The 17,900-nt window shown below is 74.8% G+C and carries 17 protein-coding genes; 6 read left to right on the plus strand and 11 right to left on the minus strand.

Going from position 1 to position 17,900, the window contains the following annotated elements:
- Positions 1 to 95: 95 nt before the first annotated feature.
- From M0638_RS29170 to rseP, 10 genes are all read right to left on the minus strand, one after another.
- Positions 96 to 1,223: a DUF697 domain-containing protein gene (locus tag M0638_RS29170; RefSeq protein WP_248669193.1), complete on the minus strand. Its 1,128-nt coding sequence runs from the start codon at positions 1,221 to 1,223 to the stop codon at positions 96 to 98.
- 76 nt (positions 1,224 to 1,299) lie between these two features.
- Positions 1,300 to 2,754: a YcjX family protein gene (locus M0638_RS22445; protein ID WP_248669194.1), complete on the minus strand. Its 1,455-nt coding sequence runs from the start codon at positions 2,752 to 2,754 to the stop codon at positions 1,300 to 1,302.
- A 38-nt stretch (positions 2,755 to 2,792) separates the two neighbouring features.
- The gene (gloA, locus tag M0638_RS22450) at positions 2,793 to 3,215 is read right to left on the minus strand and encodes a lactoylglutathione lyase (protein ID WP_248669195.1); all 423 of its coding nucleotides are present in this window, start codon (positions 3,213 to 3,215) and stop codon (positions 2,793 to 2,795) included.
- A 28-nt stretch (positions 3,216 to 3,243) separates the two neighbouring features.
- Positions 3,244 to 4,098, minus strand: a complete 855-nt coding sequence (locus M0638_RS22455) for an LpxI family protein (RefSeq protein WP_248669196.1) — start codon at positions 4,096 to 4,098, stop codon at positions 3,244 to 3,246.
- 46 nt (positions 4,099 to 4,144) lie between these two features.
- Complete coding sequence (lpxA, locus tag M0638_RS22460) at positions 4,145 to 5,002, minus strand: acyl-ACP--UDP-N-acetylglucosamine O-acyltransferase (protein WP_248669197.1); 858 nt, start codon at positions 5,000 to 5,002, stop codon at positions 4,145 to 4,147.
- Positions 5,003 to 5,005: 3 nt separating this feature from the next.
- Positions 5,006 to 5,437, minus strand: a complete 432-nt coding sequence (gene fabZ / locus M0638_RS22465; protein WP_248669228.1) for a 3-hydroxyacyl-ACP dehydratase FabZ — start codon at positions 5,435 to 5,437, stop codon at positions 5,006 to 5,008.
- A 545-nt stretch (positions 5,438 to 5,982) separates the two neighbouring features.
- Entirely contained in the window at positions 5,983 to 6,999 is a 1,017-nt protein-coding gene (lpxD, locus tag M0638_RS22470; protein ID WP_248669198.1) for a UDP-3-O-(3-hydroxymyristoyl)glucosamine N-acyltransferase, read from the minus strand.
- Between the two features lie 3 nt (positions 7,000 to 7,002).
- Entirely contained in the window at positions 7,003 to 7,836 is an 834-nt protein-coding gene (locus M0638_RS22475) for an OmpH family outer membrane protein (RefSeq protein WP_248669199.1), read from the minus strand.
- 20 nt (positions 7,837 to 7,856) lie between these two features.
- Positions 7,857 to 10,205 (minus strand): outer membrane protein assembly factor BamA, encoded by a 2,349-nt coding sequence (gene bamA / locus M0638_RS22480; protein ID WP_248669200.1) that lies wholly within the window; start codon positions 10,203 to 10,205, stop codon positions 7,857 to 7,859.
- Positions 10,206 to 10,538: 333 nt separating this feature from the next.
- Positions 10,539 to 11,645, minus strand: a complete 1,107-nt coding sequence (rseP, locus tag M0638_RS22485; protein ID WP_248669201.1) for an RIP metalloprotease RseP — start codon at positions 11,643 to 11,645, stop codon at positions 10,539 to 10,541.
- Positions 11,646 to 11,820: 175 nt separating this feature from the next.
- Here rseP and M0638_RS22490 point away from each other — a divergent pair, with 175 nt between their 5' ends.
- The 3 genes from M0638_RS22490 (at position 11,821) to M0638_RS22500 (ending at position 14,833) form a co-directional block, all read left to right on the plus strand.
- The gene (locus M0638_RS22490; RefSeq protein ID WP_248669202.1) at positions 11,821 to 11,967 is read left to right on the plus strand and encodes a PIN domain-containing protein; all 147 of its coding nucleotides are present in this window, start codon (positions 11,821 to 11,823) and stop codon (positions 11,965 to 11,967) included.
- Between the two features lie 197 nt (positions 11,968 to 12,164).
- Positions 12,165 to 13,430 carry a M16 family metallopeptidase gene (locus M0638_RS22495; protein ID WP_248669203.1) on the plus strand — a complete coding sequence of 422 codons (1,266 nt, stop codon included), beginning with the start codon at positions 12,165 to 12,167 and terminating at the stop codon, positions 13,428 to 13,430.
- Between the two features lie 20 nt (positions 13,431 to 13,450).
- The gene (locus tag M0638_RS22500; protein ID WP_248669204.1) at positions 13,451 to 14,833 is read left to right on the plus strand and encodes a TldD/PmbA family protein; all 1,383 of its coding nucleotides are present in this window, start codon (positions 13,451 to 13,453) and stop codon (positions 14,831 to 14,833) included.
- Positions 14,834 to 14,992: 159 nt separating this feature from the next.
- On the opposite strand, the gene M0638_RS22505 is transcribed toward M0638_RS22500, so the two are convergent.
- A complete protein-coding gene (locus tag M0638_RS22505) occupies positions 14,993 to 15,712 on the minus strand; it encodes an MgtC/SapB family protein (protein WP_248669205.1) in 720 nt (239 codons plus the stop codon).
- A 165-nt stretch (positions 15,713 to 15,877) separates the two neighbouring features.
- On the opposite strand from M0638_RS22505, the gene hisF reads away from it, so the two are divergent.
- The 3 genes from hisF (at position 15,878) to M0638_RS22520 (ending at position 17,820) form a co-directional block, all read left to right on the plus strand.
- Positions 15,878 to 16,657 (plus strand): imidazole glycerol phosphate synthase subunit HisF, encoded by a 780-nt coding sequence (gene hisF, locus M0638_RS22510; RefSeq protein ID WP_248669229.1) that lies wholly within the window; start codon positions 15,878 to 15,880, stop codon positions 16,655 to 16,657.
- A gap of 3 nt (positions 16,658 to 16,660) precedes the next feature.
- Positions 16,661 to 17,260: a phosphoribosyl-ATP diphosphatase gene (locus tag M0638_RS22515; RefSeq protein ID WP_248669206.1), complete on the plus strand. Its 600-nt coding sequence runs from the start codon at positions 16,661 to 16,663 to the stop codon at positions 17,258 to 17,260.
- Between the two features lie 170 nt (positions 17,261 to 17,430).
- The gene (locus M0638_RS22520) at positions 17,431 to 17,820 is read left to right on the plus strand and encodes a histidine triad nucleotide-binding protein (protein ID WP_248669207.1); all 390 of its coding nucleotides are present in this window, start codon (positions 17,431 to 17,433) and stop codon (positions 17,818 to 17,820) included.
- Positions 17,821 to 17,900 lie beyond the last annotated feature (80 nt).

A 17,900-nucleotide genomic window follows, 5' to 3' on the forward strand; every position in this document is an offset into this window, starting at 1 on the left:
AGCCGTTCCGGCCTGATACAGTCAGGCTGGATCGGCTCTAGGCCCGGAACCGGGTGCGGGCTGTCCGTCCGCCGGCGGGCGCGGAAACCTTCCCGCTACGCGCGCGGCACGATGCGGCACGCCTCCGACGCGGCGCGGGCGAGGCGCAGCATGCGGCGCGCCGCGACGGCCGAGCCCGCGGCCGTGCCGACCAGCCCGCCCGCCATCGGGCTGGTCATCACCGCGTCGGCCAGGGTGGTGACGGCGACATCGGTGGCGGCGACGCCGGCGGCATCGAAGGCCACGCGCCGCAGCAGCCGGACCGTGCCGAGCAGGCCGGGGCGCAGCCCGTGCAGCGCCGCCACCTGCCGCACCAGCCGCACGCCGCGCCAGACCACCAGCACCCCGTCCAGGCCCGGCGAGGGGCTGACCGCCGTCATCGCCAGCACCTGCAGCGCCGCCTCGCGGCCGAGGGCGAGGGAACGCTCGTCCAGCGTGGCGAGCGGGCCGGCCTCCAGCAGGCCGCGCAGCGTGGCGAGGTCGGGCGCGCGGGCCAGCTCGTCGCGCATGCCCTGGGCCGCCTCCACCCCGGAGGCCCAGCGCGCGGCCTCGGCGCGGGCGGCGGCGAGGTCCTGGCGGGCGAAGGCGCGGCGGGCACGTTCCACGCCGCGCAGCGAGAGCAGCCCGTTCACCTCGCGCCAGATCCCGGTCGCGATCAGCCCGTAGCCGGCGAGGGCGACCAGCAGCGTCGCGGCGCCGAGCAGGTCGGAGCGATCGAACTGGGCGGAGACGAAGCCGATCGTCTCCAGCAGCGACAGGCCGAGCAGCAGCACGCCGATGCCGCCGCCGATCAGCGTCAGGGTGGATTCGCGCGGCCGTACCGGCGGGGCGCCGGCCACGCTGCGCTCCCAGGAGAAGTCGAGCCGTTCCGCCGGCTCGTCCTCGTCCAGGAAGACCTGCGGCGGGGCGGCGGGGCCGGGCGGCGGCGCCGGCTCGGCGCTCCGGCGCGGGGTGGCGGGCGCGGCGGCGGCAGGGCCGGGGCCGGGGCGCCGGGGAGGCGCGGCCGGCGCCGGGGCCTCCGGCGCCACGACCGGCCGCGCGGCAGCCGGCGGCGTCGGCGCGGGCGACGGGCCCGGCTCGGCAGCCGCCGGCTCCTCCGCCGGCGCCACGCCGGGGGTGGGCAGCAGGTCGAGCCGCTCGGACGGTTCCTCGACCAGGATGCGCGGGCCTGTCGGTCGGTTCACGGCGGGTCCTCCGGGGCCAAGGGACAGCGAACGCGCCGGAGGCCATCCCGGTGCCGCCGCGCCGCCGGGTTGCCGGCTACAGCAGGTCGCCGATCAGCGCGCCCAGCAGCGTGTCCATGCCGAGATGCGGCACGCCGGTATTGCCGGCCGGGTCGATCCGGGGCGGCTGGAACACCGGCATCCGGAAATAGGCATGCTCCCAGAATTCCGCATCGGGTCGGCGCAGCGGCACCTCGCCGGGATAGACGGTGGCGGCGCGGCCGTTCTCCAGCAGCACGCCGCGCACGGCGGCCACGGGGCGCGGCGGCCCCTCCGGCTGCGGCAGCGGATAGACCGTGTCCTCGGTGCAGCGCACCGCCGCGATGGCGTGCGCGGCGCCCCCGTCCGGCGCCGGCAGGGCGTTGGGCGGGGCCACGGTGCCGGTGAGGTCGCGCAGCAGCGAGATCAGCGCCTCGCGCTGCCGGGTCGGCACGTGGTCGGCCTTGGTGGCGGCGAACACCACCTTCGGCGGGGTGGCACGCAGCCAGTCGAGGCCGAGCCAGTCGAGACGCAGCCAGTCCAGCCAGGAGGCGGTGCCGCGCAGGCTGGACGAGATCAGCGCCAGCGCCTCGGCCGTGTCGGCGAAGCTGTCCGGGCCGGCATGCAGCGCGCCGAGCACGTCGGCCAGCACCACCTGCCGGTCGAAGCGGCGCAGGAAGGGGTCGAGGAAGCCGGTGCGCTGGTCCTCGCGGTAGGCGTCGTAGCGGCGGGCGCACAGCTCGGCGAGGCTGCCGGCATGCCCGGCCGGCAGGGGGAAGAACCAGAGCAGCGGCGTCTCGCCGCGCGGCCCGGGGTTGAGGAAGCGGCCGGGTTGCAGCAGGTGCAGCCCGTGGCGGTCGCGGCACTCGATCAGCGCGTCGCGGTAGAGGGTGTAGCCGCGCCGGAACAGCGCGTCGTCGGCCGGGGCGCCGGGCGGCAGCGCGTCGAGGAAGGCGCGGAAGGGGGCGAAGGCGGCGGCGCGCGGCCCCTGCCCGAGCCGCCGCAGCGTCGCCGCCGACCACTCGGGAAAATCCTGCGCCAGCATGGGCAGGTCGAGCAGCCACTCGCCCGGATAGTCGAGCAGCTCCAGCGTCACCGTGCGCTGCGGCGAGAGGTGCCGGAACGCCCCGGCCCGCTCGATCACCAGGGTCAGGGCAAAGGTGGAGAAATCCTCGGTGCGGCTCGGCCAGCGCGGCGGGTCGGCGGCCAGCGCGGCGAGGTGCGCAGCGTGGTCGAAGCGCGGCACCGTCTCGATGCCGGCGGGCAGGACGCGCACGCCGCGCAGGCGCCCGCCGGCGGCCTTCTCCAGCGCCGGCAGGGTGCGGGCGCCGCTGCCTGCCGCCAGCAGGTTGGCGATCAGCGAGGTGAGGAACACCGTCTTGCCGGCGCGCGAGAGGCCGGTGACGGCGAGGCGCACCGTCTCCTGCCCGGTGATGGCGCGGGTGAGCGGGTTGTCCACCAGCGCCTCGGCGCCCGAGGTCGCGGCGCGCCAGAGCTCGGGCAGCAGGGCCATGCGCGGCGACTCCGGCCGCCCGTCGGCGTGTCAGCCGTTCAGGGCTGCACCCCGCCGGCGTTCGGCTTGCGCTCGATCAGCTCGATCTTGTAGCCGTCCGGGTCCTCGACGAAGGCGATCACGGTGGTGCCGAACTTCACCGGCCCCGGCTCGCGCGTCACCTTGCCGCCGGCCGCGCGCACCTTCTCGGCCGCCGCGTGGATGTCGGGCACGCCGAGCGCGATGTGGCCGTAGGCGCCGCCGAGGTCGTAGTGGTCGACGCCGTAATTGTATGTCAGCTCCAGCTCGGCGGCGCCGGTGGAATTGTCGCCGTAGCCGAGGAAGGCCAGCGTGTACTTGCCGTCCGGCACGTCGCGGCGGCGCAGCTCGCGCATGCCGAGCGCCTGGGTGTAGAATTCCACGCTGCGGTCGAGGTCGCCGACGCGCAGCATGGTGTGCAGCAGGCTGAAGCCCTGGCTCATCGTGGCAACTCCCTCACGGATCCGGAATTCACGCGCCGGCCGCCGGTTCCTGCGCCGGGAAGCGATCCGGCTCGATCGCGACGACGAACAGCCCGGCCGCGTCGGCGGCCGCGGCGACGGCGGCACGGTCCACCAGGATGGTGCCGCCCGCCTCGATGGCAATGCCGCGCAGGCCCGCCGCCGCCGCGCCGCGCACGGTCGTGACGCCGACCGTGGGCAAGTCGACGATGCGGCTCTGGCCGGGCTTGAGCAGCTTCACCAGCACGCCGCCCGGCCCCTCGCGGCGCAGCGGACCGACCCTCTCCAGCAGCGCATCCGTGCCCTCGACGCCCTCCAGCCCGAGGACGAGGCCCTGCTGCACCACCACCGCCTGGCCGACATCGGCGGCGGCCAGGGCGCGCTGCACCTCGATGCCGCGGCGTATGTCGGCCGTGGCCGGGGCGTCCGGCACCAGCGCGCCGACCGGGCCGGGCACGGAAAGCAGGTCCTTGAGCACGTCCTGCGAGGCGACGACCTCGAAGCCCTCCTCGCCCAGGATGCGCACCACGGCGGAAAGCAGCGTGTCGTCGCCGCCCATGGCGGCGCGGCCGATGCGGGCGATCAGCCCGACCGCGCCGGCATCGGGGCGCAGCGCCAGGAAGGAGGGGCGCTTGACCGCGCCGCTCAGCACTACCTGCCGGCAGCCATGGGCGCGCAGCCGCTCCAGGATGCGGCCGGCGGCGCCGATCCGCACCACCTCGTGCGGGTGGCCGGCATAGTCGGCCGGGTCGGCGAAGCCTTCCAGCGCCAGCACGAAGACCGGCCGGCCGGCGCGGGCGGCGCCGGCGGCCAGGCGGAGCGGCACGCCGCCGCCGCCGGCGATGATGCCGAGCGCCCCGCTCATGCGCGGGCGGCGCGCCCGGCGGCGGACGCCGCGGCGGGGGCAGGCATCAATCCAGCCCTTCCTTCGCCTCGTCGGCGCCGACCGAGCGGCCGGCGGGCAGCAGGCCGCGCCGGCTCGGCGTCTGCACGAAGTCGAGGATCTCGTCGGCCAGCGGATCGCCGCGGAAGCGCTCCTCGGCGGCGGCGAGGCGCTGGTTGAAGGCGCCGGGCTCGCGGTAGAGGGCGCGGAACAGGGCGCGCAGGCCGTGGATCTGCTCGCGCGGGAAGCCGCGTCGCTTGAGGCCGATGATGTTGAGGCCGCGCAGCCGGGCGTGCGGGCCGAAGGCGGCGCCGAACGGGATCACGTCGCGCGCGACCCCCGACATGCCGCCGATGATCGCCTGCCGGCCGATGCGGGTGAACTGGTGCACCGCGACGCCGCCGCCGACGAAGGTGGTGTCACCGATCGCGACATGGCCGCCGAGCATGACGTTGTTGGCGAGCATCACGCCGTTGCCGAGCTGGCAGTCGTGCCCGACATGGGAGACCGCCATCAGCAGGCAGTCCGAGCCGACGCGGGTGACGCCCTCGCCGCCGACGCTGCCGCGGTGCACGGAGGCGTGGTCGCGCACCACGGTGCGGGGGCCGATCTCCACGCGGGTCGGCTCGCCCTTGTACTTGATGTCCTGGGGCGGCAGGCCGATCGTCGCGAAGGAGAAGACCTGCACCCCGGCGCCGAGCCGGGTGATGCCGTCGATCACGACATGGGCGCCGAGCACGACGCCCTCCTCCAGCACCACGTCCTTGCCGACGATGGTCCAGGGGCCGATGCGGCAGTTCGGGCCGATGCGGGCCCCCTCGGCGATCACCGCCTCCGGCGCGATCACGGCCGAGGGGTGGATCAGGGGCGTTTGGGTGTCGAGCAAAACTCAGGGATCCCGGATCATCGCGGAACAGGTCGCCTCGGCGACCACGACGCCGTCGACTCGGGCGACGGCGGAAAGCCTCCATACGGTGCCGCGCGCGCGCTGCTTCGTCACCTGGATCCGCATCTGGTCGCCCGGCACCACGGGGCGACGGAACTTCGCCTCGTCGATGCTCATGAAGTAGACCAGCTTGCCGGTGCCGGCCTGGCCCAGCGTCTCCACCACCAGCGCGGCGGCGGTCTGCGCCATGCTCTCGATGATGAGCACGCCCGGCATCACCGGGTGGCCGGGGAAGTGGCCCTGGAAGAAATTCTCGTTCGCCGTGACGTTCTTGATGCCGACCGCCGACTCGCCCAGGCGCAGCTCGACGATCCGGTCCACCAGCAGGAACGGGTAGCGGTGCGGGATCGCGCGCATGATGCGCCCGATATCCATCACGTCCGACCCATCGCCCGCCGCGGGAGCTTCCTGCTCCCGCCCGAACTCACCCTCGACAGCCATCGCGACCGGTTCGCCTTTCCACCCCCGGGGGCGTGCCGGCCGCACACGGCAGAACGGCGCCTCCCCCTCGATCCCTTCAAGAACGGGCAGCCCCGCGGCCACGGACGGCACCGCGCCCCGCCGGACTGCCCGGGGACGGCGGCGGCCGGCCCCGCCGCCCGCCCCGCCCCGGCTTTATCTGGCGCGTGCCGCCGGCCGCGCGGTATGCCGCGCGGCCCGGGAACGCGCCGGCGCGGCCGCCACGCCTATCGCGCGCCGCAGCCGTGCCGCAACCGTCAAGCTCCATCGCCCAGGCGGCCGTACCAGACGGCCGCCGTGGATGGGCCATGGGCCGGAGCGCCCGGCCCCGCCGGGTGCTCCCAGAAACATACGCACCTCCGGTGCCGGCTCCCTCGACCGCGGCGGGCCGGCCCGTGGCCGTCACGAACGACCACGCCCTTCCGCCGGCTGCGACGCACCGGGCCCGGCGGGCGGGACGGCTACCGCCCGAGCCGCCGCAACTGGACGATCGTGCGCTTGTACTCCCGTTCGGGACGCGCCGGGGAACCGGCCCAGTCCTGCCGGGCGGGAACGTCCTTCGACACGCCGGCCTGCGCGCTGATGCGCGCCCCGTCCCCGATGCTGACATGGCCGACGACGCCGGCCTGACCGCCGAGGGTGACGAAGTCGCCGAGCAGGGTGGAGCCGGAGATGCCGACCTGGGCCACCAGGACGCACCCCCGTCCGGTGCGGACGTTGTGCCCGATCTGTACCAGGTTGTCGAGGCGCGTGCCGGGACCCAGCACCGTGTCCTGCGCAGAGCCACGGTCGACGCAGCTGTTGGCGCCGATCTCGACGTGATCGCCGAGCAGGACGCGGCCGAGCTGCGGCACGGTCTCGAAGCCGCCCGTCGGCGTCACCGCGAAGCCGAAGCCTTCCTGCCCCACGCGCGCCCCGGGATGCAGCACCACCTCGCGCCCCGCGATGGCATGGCTGATCGAGGCGTGCGCGCCGATGCGGCAGCCCGGCCCGAGCACCACGCCGCGCCCGACCACGGCATGCGGGCCGAGCACGCAGCCCGCGCCCAGCTCGGCGCCGGATTCCACCACGGCGTAGGGGCCGATCTCGCAGCCCGCGCCCAGCGACGCATCCGCCGCGATCGCCGCGGTCGGGTGGATCGAGGCGACCGGCGCCGGGGGCGGATGGAACAGCCGCAGCACCCGGCACCAGCCGAGATAGGTCTGCGCCGCGAGGATCGCGACGCTGCCCGGCGGCACCTCGGCGGCGAGGTCGGGATGCAGGATCACGGCCCCGGCGCGGCTGCCGCGCAGCGCCGGCAGGTAGCGGCGGTTGTCGAGGAAGCTGACCTCGTCGGGGCCGGCCGAATGCAGCGGCGCCGCGCCCGCGAAGCGGCGCGTCGTGTCGGTGCCCGCGGCGACATGGCCGCCGGCGGCGGCCACGACCGCCGCGAGGTCCTGCGGGTGCGGTGCCCCGTGGAAGCGCGGGTCGACCGCCACCCGCTACCGCCGGTTGCCCTGCTGCGCCGGCTGGGCCGGACGCGCCGGCTGGGCCGGCGCGGCGGCCTGCCCTCCCTGACCCGCGGCCTGGGCCGCCGGCGCGGCCGACTCGGCCGGCAGCGTCACGGTGCGCAGGGCGCGGTTGAACTGGTTCGCCACCTCCTCGGTGAGGTCGAACTGCGGGTCGTTGTAGATCACCAGCGGCCGCGGCAGGACGAGGTTGACGTTGCGGCTGGCGGCGACCTGGCGGATCACCACGGCGAGGCCCTGCTCGATCTCGACCAGCGCCTGCTGCGCCGCCTGCTCGATGCCGCGCGAGCGGTCGCGGAAGATGCGCTGGGCGTCGGTGATGCGGTCCTGCAGGTCGCGCTCGCGCTGGCGGAGCTGCTCGGGGGAGAGGGTGGCGCGGGTGTTGGCGAGCTGCTGCTGCTGCTCGCGCCAGTTCTGCTGCTCGCGCTGCAGGTCCTCGTTGAGCTTCTGCCGGCGGCGCTCGATCTCCTCGCGCACCTGGTTGAAGGCGGTGGAGACGCGCTGCACCTCGGGCACGTCGACGATGCCGACGACGGCGGCGGGCGGCTGCTGGCCGGGCGGCAGGGCGGGCGGCGCCTGGCGCTGCGGCTGCGCCTGCTGGGCCGGACGCTGCGGCTGCGCCTGCTGGGCCGGGCGCTGCGGCTGCTGGGCCTGCTGGGCGGGCCGCCCCTGGCCGCCGCCCTGGTTCGGGATGAACCATTCCTGCTGCTGGGCGCGGGCGGGCACGGCGAGGAGCAGCGGCAGCGCGGCGGCGCCGAGCAGGGCGGCACGAAGTCTGGCGCCGCTGGGGGCGGTCGAGGGACGCATGAGGTGGGCTTTCCTGGAATCTAGAACCGCGTGCCGAAGCCGAAGCGGAACACCTGGGTCTGGTCGTAGGACTTCTTCACCACCGCCTGGCCGAGGTCGATGTTGATCAGGCCGAACGGGGAGCGCCAGGAGACGCCGACGCCGGCGCCGACGCGCGGGCTCGAATCGTCCACGATGTTGGGGGAGAGCCGGCGGTCCGCGGACGAGATCTGCGACAGCGAGCCGATGTCGACGAAGACGCGCCCGAGCAGCCCGATCTCGGAGGGCAGCGGCAGGGGGAAGCGGAACTCCGTGCTCTGGGTCAGCAGCAGGCGGCCGCCGAGCGCGTCGCGCGTCGAGGTGTCGCGCGGGCCGGCGCCGGCGATGGCGAAGCCGCGCAGGTTCTCGCCGCCGAGGAAGAAGCGGTCGACGATGCGCTCGTCCTTGCCGCCGTAGGGCTGGAGATAGCCGGCCGAGCCCGAGATGGTCAGCACGTAGTCGGGATCGCCGAGCAGCCGCTCGAACGGGATGAAGTAGGTGCCGTCCACGCGGCCGCGCACATAGGCCACGTCGCCGCCGAGGCCGGCGACGTCGGTGCCGAGGCGCGCCACGTAGCCGCTGTGCGGGTCGAGCCGGTTGTCGCGGCGGTCGTAGGTGAGGGTCTGGCTGATCTGCGAGAGCAGCGTCGAGCCCTGCTGCTGCTTGATCAGCAGCGAGGCGTCGGAGGAGATGTTGTACACGTCCCGGTTGGTCAGGGTGTAGGCCCAGGACTGCCGCAGGCGCTCGTTGAACTCATACCCGGCGCGGAGCGCGAAGCCCGCCTGCCGCTCCTGGTAGGAGGAGATGGTGAGCAGGTTGCGCTGCACGTAGAAGATGTCGGCGCCGACCGCGATGTTGCGGTCCATGAAGGCCGGGTCGGTGATCGAGAGGTCGACCTGGCTGCGGCGCTGGGCGATGGTGGTGTTGATGCGCGCGTCGATGCCGGTGCCGAGCAGGTTGCGCTCGCGCAGGCCGATGTCGCCGAGCACGCCGGCATCCGTCGAGTAGCCGCCGCCGATCGAGACCTCGCCCGTGGCGCGCTCGGTGACCGCCGTGTTCAGGATGGCGCGGTCGGGCGCCGAGCCGGGCACGGTGGTGACCTGCACGTCCTGGAAGAAGCCGAGGTCGCGGATGCGCTGGCGCGAGCGGCGGATCGCCGCGGCGTTGAAGGCGTCGCCCTCGGCGAGGCGGAACTCGCGGCGGATCACCCGGTCCTGGGTGCGGGTGTTGCCGTTGATGTCGATGCGCTCGACCCAGACGCGCGGCGCCTCGGTCACCTCGAAGGTGAGGTCGACGGTGTGCGCCTCGCGGTTGCGGGCGATGCGCGGCTGCACCTCGACGAAGGGGAAGCCGCGGCGGTTGATGCTCTCGGTGAGCAGCTCGGCGGTGCGCTCCACCGCGTCGCCGTCGTAGAGGTCGCCCTCGGAGATGTCGATCTCGCGCATGACGGTGGCGCCGTCGAAATTGCGCAGGCGCGAAACGACGTCCACCTTGCCGATGTGGTAGCGGGCGCCCTCGCTGATCGTGTAGGTCAGGAAGAAGCCGCTGCGGTCCGGCGCCAGCTCGGCCGTGGCGCCGGTGATCTCGACGTCGGCGAAGCCGGAGCGCAGGTAGAAGCGGCGCAGCAGCTCCTTGTCGAAGTTCATCCGCTCGGGGTCGAACTGGTCGGAGTTGCCGAGCAGGCGGAACCAGGCCTGCTCCTTGGTGGCGATGATGTCGCGCAGGCGGGCATCCGAGAATTCCTGGTTGCCCACGAAGTTGATGCGCGCGACCAGCGCGGCGTCGCCCTCGGTGATCTCGTAGACCACGTCCACCCGGTTCTGGTCGAGCTGGATGATCTTGGGCGTCACCTGCGCCGCGAAGCGGCCGCGGCGGGCGTAGAGGTCGAGGATGCGCTGCCGGTCCGCCTGCGCGGCGGCGGCGGTGAACACGGCGCGCGGGCGGAGCTGCATCTCGGGGCGCAGATTGTCGTCCGAGATCTTGCGGTTGCCCTCGAACGCCACGCGGTTGACGATCGGGTTCTCGGCCACCTGCACCAGGATGCGGCCGCCGTCGGCGCGGATCTGCACGTCGCGGAACAGGCCGGTCGCGTAGAGCGCCTTCAGCGAGCGGTCGAGCCGGTCCGGGTCGACCGGGTCGCCGGGCTGGAGCAGCATGTAGGAGCGGATCGTGTCCGGCTCGATGCGCTGGTTGCCGCGTATCTCGATGGCCTGCACGAGGCCGGAGGCCGCCGCCTGGGCGGGCCGCCGCGGGGCGCGGCCGCCGGGCTGCTGGGCCGCCGCGCCGTCGGGCAGGGCCACGGGCAGCGAGGCGCAGGCGGTGGCGAGCAGGAAGGCGCGGAAGGAATGCAATGGGCGACCCTGATGCAGTGCCGTGCGACGGTCTGATCGGCGGTAAGGTTGGCGGGACGGCGCTGGGGCCGGGCGTTCCGTGGCGGCGCGGAGAATAGCGGCGAGGTGTCACCCCCGGAACCCCCGAAGATCGCGCCCCGTCCGGCCCGGTCGCGGCATCGGCCGGCGGGCGTGTCCCTTCTGCCGCACCGGGGGCCGGCCGGCGGCCGGCGCGGGGTCCGCCGCCGGGCGGGAGCGGCGCCGCGCCGTCCGGCGGGGACGGCGTTCCGCTCCATCCCCTTGTTTCCAGGGGGATTCACGCCTCCGGGCGTGTCCGCCCGCCGGCGATCCGCTCTAGCCGACCAGACCCGCCACCCAGCGGATGATCCCGAGATTGGCGAGGTCGTTCCAGGTCGCGAAGATGAACAGGGTCGCCAGCAGCGCGAAGCCGGCGCGGAAGCCGTATTCGACGGCGCGCGGCGGCAGCGGCCGGCCGCGTATCGCCTCCAGGGCGTAGAAGACGAGGTGGCCGCCGTCCAGCACCGGGATCGGGAACAGGTTTATCAACGCCAGATTGACCGACAGGATCGCCATGAAGCTGATGAGCGAGGCGATTCCCAGCTCCGCCACCTGCCCGGAAAGCTGGGCGATGCGCAGCGGCCCGCCCAGCTCCTCCGTGCCGCGTCGGCCGACGATCATCTGCCATACCCCGGAGAGGGTCTGGCCCGAGATGTCCGCCGTGTGCGTCACCCCCGCCGCGAGGGCGCTGAGCGGGTCGAGCCGGTGCATGGTGATGGCGGAGATGCCGAGCAGGCCGCGGCCGCCCTCGCCGCGCCCCTCGGGGGTGGCCGTCAGGTCGAGCGGCGCGCCGTCGCGCTCCACCCGCACCGCGACCGGCTGGCCGGCACGGGGCTGGATGTGGCGCTGGATGTCCTCGAAGCGCGCCACCGGCGTGCCGTCCAGGCTGAGGATGTGGTCGCCCGGCCGCAGCCCGGCCCGCGCGGCGGCGGAATTCGCCGAGACGGTGCCGACCGTGGTGCTGTCCGCGTCCTGCCGGGGCTGGCCCACCACCATGAAGAGGCCGGCGAACAGCACCGCGGCGAGCACGAAATTGGCGATCGGCCCGGCCGCCACCACGATGGCGCGGCTGCCCACGGGCTTCTCGTGGAAGGTCTCGCCGTGGCGCCAGCGGGCCCGTTCCTCGGGCGTCGCCTCCTCCGGCCGCTCCTGCCCGTGCAGCTTCACGTAGCCGCCGAGCGGGATCCAGGCGACCCGCCAGGCGGTGCCGCGCCGGTCGGTCCAGGAGAGCAGCGGACGGCCGAAGCCGATCGAGAACGCCTCCACGTGCACGCCGCGCCAGCGGGCGGCCAGGTAGTGGCCCAGCTCGTGGATGAAGACCAGCACGCCGAGGACGATGACGAAGGCGAGGATGGTGCGGATCGGGTCGGGCAGAAGGTCCAAGGCGGTCTCCATCGGGGCCGGCGGCCTGCCGTCCCATGTGGGGCTTTCTATTGCCTGACGGGAGGGGCTCCAAGCGGGATCAGGGGCGGCGAGGAAACGCCCCCGGCAGCCTCCGGACCGGCTTCCCTGGAGTTCTCCCCTGCCGCCGCCGGCCCGCGCCGAGGCCGCGGCGCGGGTGGCCGACCTGCCGCCGCATCACCGCGACCCGTTCGACCGGCTGCTGCTGGCGCAGACCCTTGCCGGCCTGCTGCGGCTCTGTACCGCCGGCCCGCTGCCGCCGCCCTGTTCGGAACTGGTCACGCTGGTCCGGGCGCAGGGCTGAACGCCGCGCGGCCGCCCCGCCGCGCCATGGCCCCCTCCCCCGCCCCTCTCCCGAGCCCCCCTTCCGCCACCCATCGACTTCCCCTCGCCGCGTGACTAACTGTGCTCGCCCCAACACTCCCTTCCCGACACGCCCTTTCCGCCACGCCCGGCCGCCGGCCCGTGGCGGCGCCCCCACCAGAGGACCTCCCCCAGCCGATGACCGATGCCGTCCGCCTGACGCGCCTGCCCTCCGGCCTCACCGTGGTGTCGGAGACGATGCCGCGGGTCGAGACCGTCTCCATCGGCGCCTACGTCCTCGCCGGCACCCGCGACGAGCGGGCGGCGGAGAATGGCGTCTCCCACTTCCTGGAGCACATGGCCTTCAAGGGCACCGCGAAGCGCGACGCCGCCGAGATCTCGCGCGCCATCGAGGCGGTGGGCGGCCACCTCAACGCCTACACGGCGCGCGAGCAGACCGCCTACTACGCCAAGGTGATGAAGGAGGACCTGCCGCTGGCCGCCGACATCCTCGGCGACATCCTCACCCACTCCACCTTCGCCCCCGAGGAGGTGGAGCGCGAGCGCGGCGTGATCCTGCAGGAGATCGGCCAGGCCAACGACACGCCCGACGACATCATCTTCGACCACTTCCAGGAGACCGCCTACCCGGACCAGCCGCTCGGCCGGCCGGTGCTGGGCACCGAGGAGACCGTGGAGGCGATCTCGCGCGAGGCGCTGATGGCCTACATGCGCGGCCACTACGCGCCGGAGCGCATGGTGGTGGCCGCCGCCGGCAACCTCGCGCACGAGCAACTGCTCGACCTCGTCGGGCAGCACTTCGCCGACCTGCCGGCGGCCCATCCCCCCGCCCCCGAGCCCGCCCGCTACCAGGGCGGCGAATTCCGCGAGGAGCGGGACCTCGACCAGGTCCACATCCTGCTGGGCTTTCCCTCCTTCGCCCAGACCGACCGGCTGCACTTCCCGACGCTGCTGCTCTCCACCCTGCTCGGCGGCGGCATGTCCTCGCGGCTGTTCCAGGAGATCCGCGAGAGGCGCGGGCTGGTCTACTCCATCTACTCCTACGCCGCGCCGCACGCCGACAGCGGCCTGTTCGGCATCTATGCCGGCACCGGCGAGGACCAGGCGGAGGAGCTGGTGCCGGTCTGCCTCGAGGAGCTGCGCCGGGTGCAGCACGACGTCACCGCCGAGGAGCTGGACCGCGCCAAGGCGCAGCTGCGCGCCTCGCTGCTGATGTCGCTGGAGAGCACGGGCAGCCGCTGCGAGCAGCTCGCGCGGCAGATCCAGTCCTACGGCCGGCTGATCCCGACCGAGGAGACCAAGGCGAAGATCGCCGCCGTCACCGTGGCCGAGGTGCAGGAGGCGGCCGCGCGCATGTTCCGCGCCGCCCCGACCCTGGCCGCGCTCGGCCCCGCCGGCCGCGTGCCGGGGCTGCCCGGCATCGCCGAGCGGCTGGCGGCCTGAGCCCCGGGGAGCGCGCCCGCATGTCCGCCCCGCCCGTCTCCGCGCCATCCGTCTCCGCGCCGCGGCCGGCCGATCCCGCCGCCCGCGCCGCCCTGCTGGAGGAGCTGGTGGCCGTGGCGCGCCGCGCCGGCGCCGATGCCGCCGACGCCCTGTTCACCGAGGGCACGAAGCTGATCGTGGACCACCGGCTGGGCAAGCTGGAGCAGCTGGAGCGGGCCGAGGCGGTGGATCTCGGCCTGCGCGTCTTCATCGGCCGGCGGCAGGCCATCGTCGCCACCACCGACCCCGACCCGAAGGGCTTCGCCGCCCTGGCCGAGCGCGCCGTCGCCATGGCGCGGGTGGTGCCGGAGGACCCGCATGCCGGCCTCGCCGAGAAGGTCGGGCCGCTGCTCGCCGGGCTGGAGCTGGAGGACCCGGCCGAGCCCTCCGCCGCGCTGCTGACCGAGCGGGCGGCGGCGGCCGAGGCGGCGGCGCTGGCCGTGCCGGGCGTGACCAATTCCGAGGGCGCCTCGGCGAGCTGGCGGCGCGCCGTGGTGGCGCTGGCCACCTCGAACGGCTTCGCGGGCGGCTATGCCCGCACCTCCTGGTCCGTCCATGCCAGCGCCGTGGCCGGCGAGGGCACCGGGATGGAGCGGGATTCCGAATCCCACGCCGCCGTGTTCGGCGCCGACCTGGAGGACCCCGCCGCGATCGGCCGCCGCGCCGGCGAGCGGGCGGTGGCGCGGCTGAACCCGACCCGGCCGCGCACCGCGCAGATGCCGGTGGTGTACGACCCGCGCGTGGCCGCCTCGCTGCTCGGGCACCTCGCGGGCGCCATCAACGGCGGCGCGGTGGCGCGCGGCACCTCCTTCCTCAAGGACCGGCTGGGCCAGCGCGTCTTCGCGCCGGGCATCGCGGTGCACGACGACCCGCTGCGGCCGCGCGGCCTGCGCTCCCGCCCCTTCGACGGCGAGGGCATGCCGGGCGTGCCGCAATTGCTGGTGGAGGACGGGGTGCTGACGAGCTGGCTGCTGGACTGGCGCGCCGCGCGGCAGCTCGGGATGGATTCCACCGGCCATGCCGCGCGCGGCGTCTCGGGCACGCCGCACCCCGCCCCCACCAACCTCTGGCTGGCGCCCGGCACCGTCACCCCGGCGGCGCTGATGGCCGACATCCGCGAGGGCCTCTACCTGATCGAGCTGATCGGCATGGGGGTGAATGCCGTCACCGGCGACTACAGCCGCGGCGCCGCCGGCTTCATGATCCGCGACGGCGCCCTGGCCGAGCCGGTGAGCGGGCTGACCGTGGCCGGCAACCTGAAGGAGATGTTCCTGCACCTCGCGGCGGCGGACGACCTGGAATTCCGCCACGGCACGGATTCGCCGACGGTGCGGATCGACGGGATGACCATCGCCGGCGCCTGACAGCCTGTTCGGGAAGCCTGCGGGGCGGCCTGCCCGGGCGCCGCCCCGGCGACGGGACGGGTCGGCCGCGGCGGGATCCCGGCGCCGCCTCCGTTCCGGCGCCGGCCGGCGCGGAGCGCGGGGCGGGCGGCCCCGCGGCCCCGGCGGACCGCCGCCGCCTCACGGCATCGTCTCCGGGTACCAGCGCAGCGACACCACCTCCGGCCTCGCGGCCAGCGCCGCCACCGCCTCCGGCGTGCGCGCGAGCGCCTCGGCGCGGCAGCGCCAGCGGATGTCGTAGCGCAGCAGGAGCCGCCCGTTCGGCAGCAGGGTCAGGCTCTCGCGCGCCACGCGCAGCCCGGCCGCCCGCAGCCCCGCCTGCATCTCCGTCGGCACCCCCGCCATCGGGCCGCAGCCGGCGCGGAGGCCGAGCACCAGGCCGAAGCGGTGGATCCGCGTCATGTGCCGCTCGACACGCTTCAGCGCCCAGACCGCGAAGTGGCCGAGCCCGAGCGCCGCGAGGCCGAGCCCGATCTCGCCGGCGCCGAAGCACAGCCCGACCATGGTGACGAACCAGAGCGTCGCCGCCGTGGTGACGCCGATGACGTGCTGGCCCTGCCGCAGGATCGCCCCGGCGCCGATGAAGCCCATGCCGGAGAGCACGCCGAGCGGCAGGCGCATGACGTCGATGTTCACGAAGGAGCCGGGCGCCTTGCCCACGGTGCCGAGCAGCCGGTTGGCCAGCAGCATCGCCACCGCGGCCGCGAGGCCGACCAGGATGGTGGTGCGCAGCCCGGCCGGACGCTCCTGCGACCAGCGGTCGAGGCCGAACAGCGCCCCGGCCAGCAGGGCCAGCGCCAGGCGCAGGGCGATCTCCGGCCAACCCGCCTCCAGCGCCATGCCTTCTCCTCCCTCCATGGCCGCGCGGCGCGCGGGCCCGACCCGCGCGCCGGCGGGAACCGGCCCGTCCCTGCATTGCTTGACCCGGCAGACTTTCCGCCTCAAGTGGAATGCCGTGCCGCGATGCCGCGCGGCATGGATCCGAAGCCCTGGAGCATCCCGCCCTTGCTCGCGCTGCGCGTCATCCCCTGCCTGGACGTGAAGGACGGCCGCGTCGTCAAGGGCGTCAACTTCGTCTCCCTGCGCGATGCCGGGGACCCGGTCGAGCAGGCCCGCACCTACGACTCGGAGGGCGCGGACGAGATCACCTTCCTCGACATCGCCGCCTCGCACGAGAACCGCGACACCATCCTCGACGTGGTCGCCCGCACCGCCGAGCAGGTGTTCATCCCGCTCACCGTGGGCGGCGGGGTGCGCTCGGTCGAGGATGTCCGACGGCTGCTGCTGGCCGGCGCCGACAAGGCCAGCATCAACTCGGCGGCCGTGGCCGAGCCCGACCTCGTGCGCCGCGCCGCCGAGGCCTTCGGCAGCCAGGCCATCGTGGTGGCGATCGACGCGCGCAGCGTCGGCCCCGGCCGCTGGGAGGTGTTCACCCATGGCGGCCGCCGCCCCACCGGCATCGACGCGATCGAGTGGGCGAAGCGGATGGCCTCGCTCGGCGCCGGCGAGCTGCTGGTGACCTCGATGGACCGCGACGGCACCAAGACCGGCTTCGACCTCGACCTGCTGCGCGCCATGCGCCGCGCCGTGCGCCTGCCGCTGGTCGCCTCGGGCGGCGTGGGCGAGGTGCGCCACTTCGTCGAGGGCGCCGAGGCCGGCGCCACCGGGCTGCTCGCGGCCAGCGTCTTCCACTACGGCACGATGCGCGTCGCCGAGGCCAAGGCGGCGCTCGCCGCCGCCGGCTTCCCGGTGCGCCCGGTGCCCGAGAGCCGGCGGGCGGCCTGATCCATGGCGAAGACCACCAAGGCCAAGGCCGGCGCGAAGAAGAAGCTGCCCCTCCGGGATGCCGCCCTCAAGGCGACGCAGGCCCTGGCCGGCAAGGCCGTGGGCAAGAAGTCGCGCAAGCGCTCCGCGGTGCCGCTGCCCGCGCTGCTGCCCGCCACCGGCGCCAAGGTGAAGGCCAAGCCGCCCAAGGCGGTGCGCCAGGCGGAGGCGCGCCACCTCGCGCCGCTCGACCTGCAGCCCGTGGGCGACGCCGCGGTGCTCGACCGCCTCTGGCAGACCGTGGAGTCGCGCCGCGCCGCCGGCGACGTCGCCAATTCGCATTCCGCCCGGCTGATCGCCCGCGGCACGCCCAAGGTCGCGCAGAAGCTCGGCGAGGAGGCGGTGGAGTGCGTGATCGAGGCGACGCAGGGCAACCGCGCCGAGACCATCCTCGAATCGGCCGACCTGCTCTACCACCTCGTCGTCGTCTGGGTGGATGCCGGCATCCGGCCGGACGAGGTCTGGGCCGAGCTGCGCCGGCGCGAGGGCATCAGCGGCATCGTCGAGAAGGCATCCCGCCCCAAGGGAATCGTCCGGGCGGCGCGGACCACCAAGCTCCCCTGAGCACGGGTTCCCCTGGAGCGGTCTCCCTCGGGGGCAGGCTTCCCCGCAGGACGCCCGCAGGGGGCCGACGGGCCGCCCCGACCCGGGGGAAGGGTTCCCGGCGGGCCGGGCCCGCGCCAACCGCCAACCGCCCGCGCGGCCGAGCCCGGCCGTCCGGCAGGAGGACCGCCATGGCCGTCACCGGCAAGCCCCCCTACGAGGAAGGCAACATCTTCGCCCGCATCCTGCGCGGCGAGATCCCCTGCCGGAAGGTCCACGAGGACGAGCATGCCCTCGCCTTCCACGACATCGCGCCGCAGGCGCCGGTGCATGTGCTGGTGATCCCGAAGGGCCCCTACGTCAGCTTCGCCGACTTCGCCGCGACCGCCCCGGCCGAGGAGCTGGCCGGCTTCTGGCGCGCCGTGGGCCTGGTCGCGCGGCAGCTCGGGCTGGAGGATTCCGGCTACCGCCTGCTTTCCAACATGGGGCCGGACGGGGGGCAGGAGGTCGGGCATTTCCACGTCCACCTGTTCGGCGGGCGCCGGCTGGGGCGCATGGTGCCGGCGACGCCGGCCGCCTGACGCGACCGGCGGGACCGTCCGATCCGGCCGGGAGAGGGCGGGGCCCGGCGGCGGAAGGTCGGGGGCGCCGCCGCGGTCAG

It is taken from the genome of Roseomonas acroporae (assembly GCF_023223525.1).
GTDB classification, from domain to species: domain Bacteria; phylum Pseudomonadota; class Alphaproteobacteria; order Acetobacterales; family Acetobacteraceae; genus Roseomonas_E; species Roseomonas_E acroporae.